Origin of the sequence: Wenyingzhuangia fucanilytica, assembly GCF_001697185.1 — a bacterium.
In the GTDB taxonomy this organism is placed as follows: Bacteria; Bacteroidota; Bacteroidia; order Flavobacteriales; family Flavobacteriaceae; genus Wenyingzhuangia; species Wenyingzhuangia fucanilytica.
The window spans coordinates 1,636,708-1,650,849 of record NZ_CP014224.1 but is presented as its reverse complement, the minus strand read 5'-3'; the positions used below and the strand labels follow the sequence as shown (position 1 = coordinate 1,650,849).

General features: G+C 31.1%; 12 protein-coding genes. 10 read left to right on the top strand and 2 right to left on the bottom strand.

Features of this window, described 5'->3' with window-relative positions:
• The first annotated feature begins 41 nt into the window (after positions 1–41).
• The 3 genes from AXE80_RS06800 to AXE80_RS06790 all read left to right on the top strand — a co-directional run bounded on the left by AXE80_RS06800 (position 42) and on the right by AXE80_RS06790 (position 3,675).
• Entirely contained in the window at positions 42–272 is a 231-nt protein-coding gene (locus AXE80_RS06800; protein ID WP_068825684.1) for a FeoA family protein, read from the top strand.
• Positions 269–2,233, top strand: coding sequence for a ferrous iron transport protein B (feoB, locus tag AXE80_RS06795; RefSeq protein ID WP_068825682.1), 1,965 nt, complete (start codon positions 269–271; stop codon positions 2,231–2,233). Before AXE80_RS06800 ends, feoB begins: the two co-directional genes overlap by 4 nt.
• A 164-nt stretch (positions 2,234–2,397) precedes the next feature.
• Positions 2,398–3,675: a dicarboxylate/amino acid:cation symporter gene (locus AXE80_RS06790; RefSeq protein WP_068825679.1), complete on the top strand. Its 1,278-nt coding sequence runs from the start codon at positions 2,398–2,400 to the stop codon at positions 3,673–3,675.
• An 81-nt stretch (positions 3,676–3,756) separates the two neighbouring features.
• Here the strand turns inward: AXE80_RS06790 and AXE80_RS06785 are convergent, their stop codons facing one another.
• Positions 3,757–4,587: a universal stress protein gene (locus tag AXE80_RS06785; RefSeq protein ID WP_068825677.1), complete on the bottom strand. Its 831-nt coding sequence runs from the start codon at positions 4,585–4,587 to the stop codon at positions 3,757–3,759.
• A gap of 146 nt (positions 4,588–4,733) precedes the next feature.
• Between AXE80_RS06785 and guaB the strand changes: the two genes are divergently transcribed.
• The 4 genes from guaB (at position 4,734) to AXE80_RS06765 (ending at position 10,544) form a co-directional block, all read left to right on the top strand.
• Positions 4,734–6,200 (top strand): IMP dehydrogenase, encoded by a 1,467-nt coding sequence (guaB, locus tag AXE80_RS06780; protein ID WP_068825675.1) that lies wholly within the window; start codon positions 4,734–4,736, stop codon positions 6,198–6,200.
• A 167-nt stretch (positions 6,201–6,367) separates the two neighbouring features.
• Positions 6,368–7,549: a GlmU family protein gene (locus AXE80_RS06775; RefSeq protein WP_068825673.1), complete on the top strand. Its 1,182-nt coding sequence runs from the start codon at positions 6,368–6,370 to the stop codon at positions 7,547–7,549.
• The gene (locus AXE80_RS06770; protein ID WP_206208149.1) at positions 7,539–8,075 is read left to right on the top strand and encodes an adenine phosphoribosyltransferase; all 537 of its coding nucleotides are present in this window, start codon (positions 7,539–7,541) and stop codon (positions 8,073–8,075) included. Before AXE80_RS06775 ends, AXE80_RS06770 begins: the two co-directional genes overlap by 11 nt.
• A 3-nt stretch (positions 8,076–8,078) precedes the next feature.
• Positions 8,079–10,544 (top strand): M1 family metallopeptidase, encoded by a 2,466-nt coding sequence (locus AXE80_RS06765; protein WP_068825671.1) that lies wholly within the window; start codon positions 8,079–8,081, stop codon positions 10,542–10,544.
• On the opposite strand, the gene AXE80_RS06760 is transcribed toward AXE80_RS06765, so the two are convergent.
• Positions 10,545–10,943, bottom strand: coding sequence for a helix-turn-helix transcriptional regulator (locus AXE80_RS06760; RefSeq protein WP_068825664.1), 399 nt, complete (start codon positions 10,941–10,943; stop codon positions 10,545–10,547).
• A gap of 299 nt (positions 10,944–11,242) precedes the next feature.
• Here AXE80_RS06760 and AXE80_RS06755 point away from each other — a divergent pair, with 299 nt between their 5' ends.
• From AXE80_RS06755 to AXE80_RS06745, 3 genes are all read left to right on the top strand, one after another.
• The gene (locus AXE80_RS06755; protein ID WP_157359363.1) at positions 11,243–12,295 is read left to right on the top strand and encodes a M14 family zinc carboxypeptidase; all 1,053 of its coding nucleotides are present in this window, start codon (positions 11,243–11,245) and stop codon (positions 12,293–12,295) included.
• 114 nt (positions 12,296–12,409) lie between these two features.
• Positions 12,410–12,889: an Lrp/AsnC family transcriptional regulator gene (locus AXE80_RS06750; protein WP_068825658.1), complete on the top strand. Its 480-nt coding sequence runs from the start codon at positions 12,410–12,412 to the stop codon at positions 12,887–12,889.
• Between the two features lie 69 nt (positions 12,890–12,958).
• The gene (locus AXE80_RS06745; RefSeq protein WP_068825657.1) at positions 12,959–14,140 is read left to right on the top strand and encodes a hypothetical protein; all 1,182 of its coding nucleotides are present in this window, start codon (positions 12,959–12,961) and stop codon (positions 14,138–14,140) included.
• Positions 14,141–14,142 lie beyond the last annotated feature (2 nt).

Below are 14,142 nucleotides of genomic sequence, written 5' to 3'. Positions count from 1 at the left end.
TCAAAAAATCTTAGGTAATATATTTAATTTAAACAAGCTTAATGAAATTATCTACAATTGCTGATCTGCTTAAAGGTGATAGAGCTATTATTAAATCTTTTAATGGAATTGATATTCCGTTAAAATTGATTGAAATGGGGTGTATAGAAGGGAATTATGTAGAGGTTTTACAAAGAGCTCCTTTAAAAGATCCAATTTATTTAAACATTAGCGGAACCTATTTGGCTATTAGAATAGAAGTGGCATCTAAAATAATAGTAGAAAAACTATGAGTGAGATTAAAGTAGCTTTAATAGGAAATCCAAATACAGGAAAAACTTCTTTATTTAACCGTTTAACTGGGTTGAATCAAAAGGTTGGAAACTATCCTGGAATTACTGTAGATAAAAAAGTAGGGCACACCAAATTAAATAACATCATTGGTGCAGAGGTTATTGATTTACCAGGAACTTATAGTTTAAATGCTAGTTCTTTGGACGAAGATGTTGCTGTACAAGTACTGTCTGATAAAACCAACGAAAACTATCCTGATGTAGTCGTTGTAGTAGTAGATATAGAAAACTTAAAGCGTAATTTATTTTTATACTCCCAAGTAAAAGATTTGGGAATCCCTACCATTTTGGCTATCAATATGGTGGATCAGATGACTGTTAGAGGTATTGACATCGACAAGCAAGAGATGGAGGCTTTGTTAGAAACCAAAATTGCTTTTGTGAGTTCTAAACAAAACAAAGGAATCTCTTATCTTAAAAAATTAATTATAGATTTTAAAGATTTAAGTGTTGTACCTTGTTTTATAGAGGAGCCTACTGTATTTTCTGTTTTGGCTAAAGATGATAAAAAGAAGCATCATTTAGAGACTGTTAGACGTTATCAATTCATAAAATCAGTATTAGAAAAAACATATCGTCAAGATCCACAAAATGCTAAAGATTTACGTTCTATTTTAGATAAGGTTTTGATACATAAATACTTTGGGTATTTAATTTTCTTTACCATTTTATTCAGCATTTTTCAAGCATTATTTTCTTGGTCAGCATTTCCAATGGATTATATAGATGAAACTTTTGCAGGGTTTTCAGAAATGGCAAGAGCACATCTTTCAGAAGGAGTTTTTACTGATTTATTGGCCGAAGGAATTATTCCTGGTATTGGGGGAGTAGTGATTTTTATTCCACAAATTGCCTTTTTATTCTTGTTTACTTCGGTGTTAGAAGAAAGCGGATATATGAGTCGTGTGGTATTTTTAATGGATAAAATCATGCGAAAGTTTGGATTAAGTGGAAAAAGTATTGTTCCCTTAATTTCTGGAACTGCTTGTGCAATTCCTGCAATTATGGCGACTAGAAATATAGAAAACTGGAAAGAAAGATTGATTACCATATTGGTAACTCCTTTTACTACCTGTTCTGCTCGTTTACCAGTATATGCAATTATCATTAGTTTAATAGTTCCTGCCGAGGCAAAATTTATGTCTTTTAATGTACAAGGATTAATGCTGATGGCTTTGTATTTATTAGGTTTTGGAATGGCAATTGTTTCTGCAACCATACTTGATAAGGTATTAAAACTAGGCTCTAAATCTTATTTTGTGGTAGAGATGCCTAATTATAAGTTACCCTTATTTAAAAATGTAGCCTATAATGTGATTGAAAAAACCAAAGCCTTTGTATTTGAAGCGGGTAAGATCATTTTGGCTTTATCTATATTATTATGGGTATTGGCTTCTTATGGGCCAGGGGATAATTTTAACAATGCCGAGACCATTGTAAGTCAGAATCACCCTAATCATACAGAAGAAGAGTTACAAACAGAAATTTCATCTTATAAGTTAGAGAATTCATATATAGGAATTATGGGAAAAACCATAGAACCTGTAATTAGACCTTTAGGTTATGATTGGAAAATTGGAATTGCTGTAATTACTTCTTTTGCGGCTAGAGAGGTGTTTGTAGGGACTTTAGCAACTATTTATAGTGTAGGAAACGAAGAAGAATCTACCATTAAAGAAAGAATGAGAAATGAGGTTTTTCAAGATTCTAAAAAACCAGTATATTCTTTTGCTACAGGAGTTTCTATTTTATTGTTTTATGCTTTTGCTATGCAATGTATGAGTACTATTGCCATTGTTAAAAGAGAAACAAATGGTTGGAAATGGCCAATGATACAGATGTTTGTGATGTCTGGTTTTGCGTATCTTACAGCTTTAATTGCTTTTCAAATATTAAAATAATGGAAATAACACAAAACATCCTGGTTTTTGCCACTGTCATTTTTGCCCTTTGGATTCTTTATGGTAAGTTTTTCAAAAAAAGCAAAAAAGCTTGTGGTAGTGATGATTGCGGTTGTTCTTGAGTTTTATAAGTTTTTTTACTTTTGTTTCTCAAAAATCCCATCATGAAAAAATTAGCACTTCACTGGAAAATTATTATTGGTCTTGTATTGGGAATTGTTTTTGGAATTATACTTTCTAACATACAAGGAGGAAAACAATTTACGATTGATTGGGTAAAACCATTTGGAACTTTATTTGTAAAACTACTAAAGTTAATTGCCATTCCTTTAATTATGGCTTCTTTAATAAAAGGAGTTTCTGATTTAAAAGATATTTCAAAATTTAAATCTATGGGGATAAAAACCATAGGTATCTATATAGTTACTACAGTAATAGCCATTACAATAGGTTTGGTTTTGGTAAATGTATTAGAGCCAGGAAATGGAATTTCGCAAGAAACCATTACTTCTTTAAAAGAAAATTATGTTTCTAATGAAGGCTTGCAAGGCAAAATTTCTGAAGCAAACCTTAGAACCAGTCAAGGGCCTTTGCAGTTTTTGGTAGATATAGTTCCTGATAATGTCACTTTTGCAATGAGTGATAATAAAAGTATGCTTCAAGTGATTTTCTTTACCATATTTTTAGGAATTTGTTTGTTGTTAATTGATCCTAAAAAAGCAAAACCATTAATCAATTTTTTTGATTCTTTAAATGAAGTCATTTTAAAAATGATTGACATTATTATGCTTTTTGCTCCTTATGCAGTTTTTTCTTTATTAGCAACAGTTGTAGTAACTTCTGATGATTATTATGTGTTGTTAGCCTTGTTAAAATATTCTGGAGTAGTTGTTTTAGGTTTGTTGTTAATGATTGTTTTTTACACTTTATGTGTTTCTTTATACGCTAAAAAATCGCCAATTTGGTTTTTAAAAAATATTTCTTCAGCTCAATTACTGGCTTTTTCTACAAGTTCTAGTGCTGCCACTTTACCTGTTACTATGGAAAGGGTAGAAGATCACTTAGGTGTTCATAAAGAAGTTTCTAGTTTTGTGCTTCCTGTAGGAGCAACCATAAATATGGATGGAACCAGTTTGTATCAAGCAGTAGCTGCTGTTTTTATCATGCAAGTTTTATGGCCAGAAGGCTTAACTTTTCAGCATCAAATAACCATAGTATTAACAGCTTTGTTGGCTTCTGTTGGTTCTGCTGCTGTTCCTGGAGCAGGGATGGTCATGTTGATTATAGTGTTAGATAGTATAGGTTTTCCAAAAGATTTATTACCCATAGGTTTGGCTTTGATTTTTGCCGTAGATAGACCTTTAGATATGTTTAGAACTACTGTAAATGTTACAGGAGATGCAACTGTTGCTTTGATAGTTGACAAAAGTGAAAGAGTTTAACTTTGAACTATATCGTATAATAAAGCAAAGCCTTTTCAGAATATTGAAAAGGCTTTGTTTTTGTGATTAAAATATATAAAATTAAATCAATACGGTTAAAACGGGATATGAAGATTTATTAGCAATATCCAAAGAAACACTTTGGTTAAAGAATTTAGAAATGCTAGATTTTCCATGAGTTGGAATTGCAATTAAATCTATATTATTTTCATCAGCATAGTATTTTACCCCATGCAAAACAGTATAGTCATCATAATTAGCAAAGTATTTAAGGTTGTCTAAATTACCATCGGCTTTCATTAAAAAGTTTTCAAATCTATATTTCATTTCTGCAGTAGAAACAAATCCACCATCAGGCTTGTTGATAAACAACAATGTAGGTTTAACATTAATCAAATTAAAAAAATCTTTAGCTTTAAGATAAGCATTCACAGATTCCATTTTAAAATCACTTACAAAAACAGCATTTTTAAAATCTACATTTTTTAATTCATCTTTGACGATTAAGACCGGAATTTTGGAATTTCTAACCACTTTTTCAGTGTTTGAACCTAAAAAAGTACTGTGTTGATGATTTACCCCATGTGACCCCATTACTATTAAAGAAGCTTCTTGGTCAATAGCCAAATCTCCAATTTCTGGAAAAACAGTGAAATGCTTAATGATTACTTTTATAGTAATACCCTTTAAGTACTTTTTGGAAGTGATTTCTTCCATTTTTTTCTCAGCATGTTTGATCATAAAAACAATGCTCTTGCTGTACTCACTATCGTGAGTAGAGTAGGCCAAAGGCATTTCTAACATGTGAACCAAAATTAATTCGGAAGTGTGTTTTTTAGCTAATTGTGCAGCGGTTTTTAATGCGTATTCTGAAAATTCAGAAAAGTCAACAGGAATGATTATTTTTTTCATGACAGCGGTTTTTTATCTCTATTAAATTTACGAAAAGTGTAGATGTTAACAAAGCGTTATCACTTTTAAATTCTTGGCAAAACCTTTAGTGGTTTTCATATTATTTATCGTATATTTGCATGCAATTAAATCATATCTAATTGCAAATGTCTACAAACAAAGTTATTTCTGAAGGACTTACATACGATGATGTATTATTAGTCCCTGCTTATTCAGAAGTGTTACCAAACACCGTTTCAATAAAATCTAAATTCACAAGAAACATCCCATTAAATACGCCTATTGTGTCCGCAGCTATGGATACTGTTACGGAGTCTAGAATGGCAATCGCAATGGCTCGTGAAGGAGGTATAGGTGTGATTCATAAAAACATGTCTATTGCAGAACAAGCAAAGCAAGTTAAAAAAGTAAAACGTTCTGAAGCAGGAATGATTTTAGAGCCAGTTACCATTACTGCAGATCAAACTGTATTAGATGCTAACTTGTTAATGCAAGAGCATAAAATTGGAGGAATTCCTGTTGTAGATGACAAAGGTATTTTAAAAGGAATTGTGACCAATAGAGATTTGCGTTTTGAAAAAAATAGCAAAAGAAAAATTGCTGATGTAATGACTTCCGAAGGTTTAGTAACCGTTTCTGCAGGAACTTCTTTAAAAGAAGCAGAAGTCATTTTACAAGACAATAAAGTTGAAAAACTTCCTATCGTTGATAAAGATTTTAAACTTGTTGGATTGATTACTTTTAGAGACATTACAAAAGTTCGTGAAAATCCAGAAGCAAATAAAGATGAGTTCGGAAGACTAAGAGTTGCTGCAGCCATTGGTGTTACTGATGACTGTTTAGAAAGAGTTACTGCTTTGGCAAAAGAAGGAGTAGATGCTGTTGTTTTAGATTCTGCTCACGGACACTCAATTAATATTTTAAACAAATTAAAAGAGGTAAAGGCTGCTTTTCCTAATTTAGATGTAGTAGCTGGAAATATAGTAACCAAAAAAGCGGCTTTAGATTTAGTAGCTGCTGGTGCAGATGCTGTTAAAGTTGGTATAGGACCTGGTTCTATTTGTACTACTCGTGTAGTTGCAGGAGTAGGATACCCTCAATTATCTGCTGTTATTCAAGTTGCCGAAGCTTTGGCTGGAACTGGAGTTCCTGTAATTGCCGATGGTGGAGTTCGTTATACAGGTGATATTCCTAAAGCAATTGCTGCAGGAGCAGATTCAGTAATGTTAGGATCTTTGTTGGCAGGAACAAAAGAAGCTCCAGGAGAAGTGATTTTGTTTAACGGAAGAAGATTTAAATCTTATAGAGGTATGGGATCTGTTGAAGCGATGAAGCAAGGTTCTAAAGATAGATACTTCCAAGGAGATGAGGATAATAGTAAAAAATTAGTTCCAGAAGGAATTGAAGGTCGTGTTCCTTATAAAGGAGAATTATACGAAACTATGCATCAATTTATTGGTGGACTAAGAGCAGGAATGGGATACTGTGGAGCAGGTACCATTGAAGGTCAAAAAAATGCTGAATTTGTGAGAATTACAGCATCAGGAATTGCAGAAAGTCACCCACATGATGTTGCAATTACCAAAGAAGCTCCAAATTATTCAAGACAATAAATTTTGATACAATATTAACTAAAACCACCTATTTATATTAGGTGGTTTTTTTATATCTTTTTACCAGTAAAAAAACAGTACAAATAAAGGAGAAGATTGGTGTTTGCAAAATGTTGTACATCTATTAAAATTGATAATGAATAACAAAAAATTATATTAAAAGAAACATGAATTACATTCTTTACGATGGTGCTTTTAGGGCAGCACTTTTACCATTTACTTTTACTAGACCAGTTGCAGATCTTAGAATAGGAATTTTAACCATTCGTGAAAAGTGGGAAAAATATTTAGGTTTAACCACTACTACATTAACAGAAGAGTATTTAAGTGATAAATATCCTATGTTAGAAATGGAGGCCAATGTTTTTATAAATGCTGGATATATTCCTAATATCGATTTTTTTAAAGCTGTAAAAAACTTAAAAGCAAATCAAAAAGTAGTTTGTAAGGATGATATTTTGGCTTTTTATAGTACAGAAGATCAAGAAGAAGTAGATTTTGATACTTACGAATCTATTACAATAGAAAATGTAGAGAGTATTGAAAACAAGTGGGATTTATTTTTAAAAAATGAATACGCAATTCTACAAGATTTTGAAATGTTGACGAAGGATGAAATTTCTATGGAAATTCCAGAAGGAGTTCAAGCCGTTAATAAATCACAAATTTTTATAGAAGAAGATGCAACTATATCTCCTTGTATTTTAAACGCATCCAACGGACCAATTTACATTGCTAAAGATGCTGTTGTTTTAGATGGTGCATTAATCAGAGGGCCTTTTGCTTTAGGAGAAAAAGCTTTGGTTAAAATGGGGGCAAAAATTTATGGAGCTACCACTATTGGACCCAATTGTAAAGTAGGAGGAGAAGTTAAAAATAGTATCATTTTTGCCAACTCTAACAAGGGGCACGATGGATATTTAGGGAACTCAGTTATTGGAGAATGGTGTAATTTTGGAGCAGATACAAATGTATCTAATTTAAAAAACACTTTTAGTAAAGTTAGGTTGTGGAATTATGAAGACGAGATTTATGAAGATACACAACAAATGTTTTGTGGATTAATGATGGGAGATCATTCCAAAACAGGTATCAATGCTATGTTTAACACTGGTACAGTTGTTGGAGTAAGTGCCAATATTTTTGGGTCAGATTTACCAGAAAAATTCATTCCTTCTTTTACTTGGGGAGGAGGCAAATTAATGGATGTTTATAATTTAAAAAAAGCCATTAGAACTGCTAGAAAAATGATGGAATTATCACATTGTGAAATTTCTGAACAAGACATATTTATTTTAGAAGAAGTATATCAACAAACAAAAAAATACAGAAATAAAATTGAAGATTAAAAACTTAGAAGAGAGAGTAAAATCTGTGATTCGTGATGTGCAAGATTTTCCAAAACCCGGAATCTTGTTTAAAGACATTACGCCAATCTTATTATACCCAGATTTATTACAAGACATGATTACTGAAATGGCAAATCAGTTTGAGGGAATTCAAATTGATGCGGTTGCAGGAATTGAATCTAGAGGATATTTGTTTGGGGTTTTATTAGCGCAAAAATTACAAGTTCCTTTTATCATGATTCGTAAAGAAGGAAAATTGCCAGCCAAAACGATTAAGGAATCTTATGATTTGGAATATGGTTCTGCTACTATTGAAGTTCATGAAGACGCAATTAAAACAGGAAGTAATGTTTTGATTCATGATGATTTATTGGCAACAGGTGGAACTGCTATTGCAGCAGCAAACTTAATTAAACAAAAAGCCAATGTAGCGGGATTTAGTTTTGTGATAGACCTTACTTTTTTAGAAGGAAGTAAAAAGTTAAAAGAAATTAAACCGATTGTAAAATCATTAATCACCTATTAATTTATGCAACAATACATAAAAATATTGTTTGTTGTTTTTATAGCGTGTCAAACTCAAGCTCAACGTTTGTATCGCTTTAACGACAATGGAAAAACAGCCACCAAAGAATTTAATTTGATAGATACCAAATTAAATTTAAGTTTCAATTTTGACGATCAAACCGTTAATGGAGAAGCTTGGATTACTTTAAGTCCGCATTTTAAAAGCACCGATAAACTACAATTGGATGCCAAAAAAATGAATATTTATGAAGTTAAAAAAGGAAATCAGGTTTTAAAATTTTACAATTCAGGAACCAAATTAAACATCGATTTACCTAAAACATATACCAAAAACGATACTTTAACCCTGTATATAAAGTACAGAGGAAATCCTAATAAAGTAGAGAGTAACGGGGGAGTTGCTATTACTGATGATAAGGGTTTGTATTTTATCAATCCAAAAGGGGATGATGCATCTAAGCCTACAGAAATATGGACTCAAGGGGAACCGGAACAAAACAGTGTGTGGTTTCCTACCATTGATAAACCTAATCAAAAATCAACAGAAGAAATTATTCTTACAGTACCAACTATTTTTAAAACGCTGTCTAACGGAAAATTAATATCTCAAAAAGACAATGGAGATGGTACTAGAACAGATCACTGGAAACAAACTTTGCCACACGCTCCTTATTTATTTTTTGTGGGAGTTGGTGATTTTGCTGTGATTAAACAAGAATGGAGAGGTAAAGAAGTAAGTTTTTATGTAGAACCTTCTTATAAAGACACGGCAGAGGAGTTGTTTAAAAACACAACCAAAATGTTGACCTATTTTTCTGACATCACAGGAGTAGAATATCCTTGGGATAAATACAGCCAAATGATTGTTCGTGATTATGTAAGTGGAGCAATGGAAAATACAGGAGCGGTAATCCACGCAGAACAAGCCATGTTGTCTAAAGGAGAATTGTCTGAAAGAAATACATGGGAACCTACCATTGCACATGAATTGTTTCATCATTGGTTTGGAGATTTGGTAACCACAGAAAGTTGGGCAAATATTACTGTAAACGAATCGTTTGCTAATTATTCTGAATATTTATGGCTAAATCACGAATATGGAAAATATAGAGCTGATGAGCATATGGATAAAGACAAAAGTCAATATTTAAATCCAAATGCATTAAGCGAAAACTATGAGAAACATTTGGTACGCTATAATTACAGTAAAAAAGATGATGTTTTTGATGTTGTAAGCTATAACAAAGGAGGGCTGATTCTTCATATGCTTAGAAATTATTTAGGAGATGATGTTTTCTTTGCTGGACTTAAATTGTATTTAGAAAAAAATAAATTTAAATCTGCAGAAGCACAGCAATTGCGTTTGGCTTTAGAAGAAGTAAGTGGCGAAGATTTGGTTTGGTTTTTTAGTCAATGGTACTATGGTAATGGACATCCAAGATTAAAAGTAAGCTATGAAAACGATTTGTTAAAAAACAGTGTAAAAGTAAAAGTTACCCAATCTGGAAAAGAGTTTGACTTTCCTTTAACAATTACTGTTTACGAAGGGGAAAACAAACAAGACTACAGGGTTTTTGTTGATGGAAAAGAAAAGATTTTTGAGTTTCCGTTTAAGAAAGAGCCTAAGTTGGTTAAGGTAAACTCAGACCATGTTTTATTAGCAGAAATTACAGAACCTGAATTAAACACAGAACAGTTGATTTATCAATATAAACATGCTGATCATTTTGTAGATAAGATGGAGTCTTTAAAGTTGTTAAAAGAAAAACAAGATGATAAAGATGTTTTTAAGTTATTTGAAGCTGCTATTAACGATCCGTATGAAACAATCCAGGCTTATGCTTTAGATAATATTAATTTGGCAGGAAGTTATGCTAAAAAAAGAACTATTTCTAGAATTGTAGAATTGGCTAAAGATAAAAACCCAAATGTTTCTGCAGCAGCAATATCTACATTAGGAAAATTAATGGATAGAAAGTATTTGTCTGTTTTTGTACAAGGAATAGATAATATTTCTCCTAAGGTTAAAGGGAATAGTTTGTTGGCGATGTATTATGTAGATAAAGAAAGAGCAGAGAAGTATGCAGAAGGGCTTCCTATAGAGGTTAAAAATTATATTTACGTTCCTTTATTAAAGATATACTTAGAGCAACGTAAGCCAGAGCAAGTTACTTTTGTTGCCAAATATTTATTAACAGGAATGTATTTAATTCAAGATGAGAAACTAAAAAAGAATTTTGAAGATGCTTTTGATTGGGTTTCGGCAACAGATAACGAAGAGGCTATGCAGATTATGGTAGATGATTTTGTTGAAAAAGGATTGAGATACAAAAAATACAACTTTAATTACGAGTGTATAAGAGTGTTAAGAAAAGTTATTGCTAAACAGCAAGAAGAAAACCATAGTAACAAAGAAGCTATTTTATCTATTCTAGAACAAGGGGTTAAAAAACTTGCGATTGAATAACTAAAAAGAACGTTCGGAATACTCCTTAAAAGTTCCGTTTTTATAAAAAACAACAATTCTTTCTATATCAGATGGGGTTGTTGTTTTTTTTTGCCCTTTATCTAATACATCATTTTGTAACTTCTCTTTTTCCTTAGTAGGGTCTATACTATTGTTAATGCTTTGAGATGGCCTAGAAGGGAATTCTTCTTTACCATAAAGCAACCAATCCAAAGATACTTCCTTGTAGCTGTCTACAATTTTTAATACAAATTCTAAGCTTGGTTTGTTTCTACCCGAAAGTAGGTGAGAGATGCTAGAGCGTTGTACATTGATTTCATCGGCAAATGTAGCTGCTGATAAATGATAATGCTCTAGTAATTTATGTAGTCTATTAATGAATGCTTCTTGGTTTAACATTGTAAATCCCTTTGTTTAAATCATGTGTTTACAAATGTAAATAATTAATATTTTACATCAAAGAAAACCTTAGGTTTTAATGTAATTAACAAATAAGTAGCTTTAAATAAAAACACTTAACTATCTGTTTTTGCGTGTTTTATGTGTTTTTATATAAACTAAAATAACGATACGTAGTTTATGGTATGTTAGTTGTTTGTAGTGTGTTTACATCTGTTTCAAATCTGTGATACTAACAATGTTTTTTGTTTACAAATGTAATTTACAATTGTAAACAAAAGGTTGTTTACTTTTGTAACATGAATAGATTAGATTTAGATACTTTAGAAAAATGGTACCTAAACAATTACGAGGATAAATTGTTAGGTAGACGTATTGTTTTAGAAGATATAGAACCAATTATTAATTCTTTAAAATCTCCATTTGCTGTTAAGCAACTAGGAACTTCTGAAGAAGATAGAAACATATATCACATCACTTTAGGAACAGGTCCTAAAAAAATACTTTTATGGTCTCAAATGCACGGGAACGAAAGTACTGGAACCAAAGCTTTGTTTGACTTGTTTAAGTATGTAGAAGATCATTTAGATAATGATTTAATTAAAGACTTATTAAAAACCTGTACTTTAATATTTATCCCAATGTTAAACCCTGATGGGTCTACAAATTTTACAAGGGTAAATGCAAACGATATTGATTTAAATAGAGATGCAGTAGATTTAAAAGCTAAAGAAAGTAACTTATTAAGAGATGTATTAAATAATTTTAATCCTCATTTTTGCTTTAACCTACATGATCAGCGAACTATTTTTAATGTAGAGGGATTTAAAAACCCTGCAACAATATCTTTTTTAGCGCCTTCTGTTGATGAAGAAAGAACTTTAACGAACGGTAGAAAAGAAACAATGGCTGCTATTGTAGCAATGAATGCAACTTTGCAAGAAACCATTCCAAATTACGTTGGAAGGTATACAGATGAGTTTTACCCAACTGCAACCGGAGATAACTTTCAAAAGCTTGGACACAATACTATTTTAATTGAGGCGGGACATTATCCTGGAGATTATAATAGGAATATTGTTAGAAAATATAACTTCTATGCTATCTTAAGTGGGTTAAAATACCTAGTTTACCATAATGATTACACTAATTTTGAGCCATATTTTGACATTCCTAACAATGGAAAGCAGAATTATGACTTTATTTTTAGAAATGTTATTGATGATCAAAATAACCAGGTGGATATTGCTTTTCAGTATGAATATGAGGTAGTTAACAATGAGTTGGTTTCCAAATTGGTTGAATATCAAAGAGGAGATTTAAAAGAATTTAATGCATATAATGAGTTTTAGTTTAAATATTTATTAAGAATACTTATATTTAGTTTATAAATAGATATTAAAATATTAGAATATTGTATTTTTGTCATCAATAATTTAAGATAGAAAGTAAAAGTACCTCAAGCCATGAAAAAACATCATTTAGACGAAATAGATCACCAAATATTAGATACGTTAATAGAAAATGCAAGAACTCCATTTACGGATATTGCTAAAAAATTATTGGTTTCAGCAGGTACCATACATGTTCGTGTTAAGAAAATGGAAGACGAAGGAATTATTAAAGGTTCTACGTTAACATTGGATTATGAAAAAATGGAATATAACTTTATTGCTCACGTAGGTTTGTATTTAGAGAGTAGCTCTAAAATTAGACAAGTTCTTGCTGCTTTAGAAAAAATTCCAAACGTAACAGTTGCTTATATTACTGCTGGTAAATACAACATTTTCTGTAAAATTAGAGCTAAAGACACTAATCAAGCAAAAGATATTATTTTTTCAATAGATGACATTGACGGAGTTAGAAGAACCGAAACAATGATTTCTATGGAAGAAAGCATTAACGATAAGAAAAGAATGATGCACGCTATTTTTAAAGATTATTAATAGTAGTGATATCGTAAGAAAACACCTTAGTACTCTACTAAGGTGTTTTTTTATGTTCATTTTTAATATATGAAATTAACCCCTTATTCTTTAGATAATCATTTTTCTTATAAGTTTTCATTTACCATAGATGAAGTCTTGCAGGACTGGTCTAATATTCAACACACAAATCTTTATTTATCTGCTAGCTACTTAAAGGCTATAGAGCAGAGTAAAATTCCTTATTTAAGTTTTGTGTATGTTGTTATCTATAAAAAAGAAATCCCTGTCGGAATCATGTATTTTCAGTGTTTAGAAATTACAAATGGTTTTTATTTTCAGGATACTTTTCCTCAAGAAATCAACAAAAGAATCACTACTAAACTCTTAAAAAAACTTTGTGGAAACTTAATGATGTGTGGTAACTTTTTTGCTACAGGAGTAAATGGTTATGTGTTAAATAAAGAGGTTTCTCCTCATCTTATTTATGATGTGATTAAAAGTTTAAAAATCACACTTAAAAACGATAAGACCCCATTAGATTTTAGTTTTTTGATGTTTAAAGAGTTTTGGAAGCATCAAGAAATAGATTTGCAGAAAAGAATTCAATCAAAAAAACTTACCGCTTTTGAAATTGATGTAAATATGGTTTTGTACCTAAAACCTCACTGGAATACTTTTAAAGAGTATTTAGAGGAAATGACAACCAAATACAGAACTAGAGCAAAAAGTGTATATAAAAAGACTGTTTCTGTTAGAGAACAATTATTAACTGCAGAAGAAATTAACAAACACAAGTCTATTATTAGAGATTTGTATTTATCCGTAGTAAAAACGGCTAGTTTTAATATGGTAGAATTTTCCACGGACAGTTTTTATCAATTTAAAAAAGAATTAAAAGAGGATTTTGTTTTTAAAGCATATTTTCAAGAAGATAAGATGATTGCTTTTAGCACTGCTTGTTTTACAGATGGTTGTTTGGATGCTAATTATGTGGGGATTAATTATGACATCAATAATACGATTCCTTTGTATCAACGTATTTTGTATGATTACGTTCAATTAGCGATTCATCATCAAGTAAAAGAATTAAGGTTAGGGAGAACTGCCGAAATGATGAAAAGTAGCTTAGGAGCAAAGCCAGTAGGTATGTATTTGTATTTAAAACACACCAACAAAGTAGTAAACACTATTATAAAACCATTAATTAAAAGCGTAAAGCCTAGTGAGTATGAACTTAGGAACCCTTTTAAAGATAAAGTCAAAACATAAAA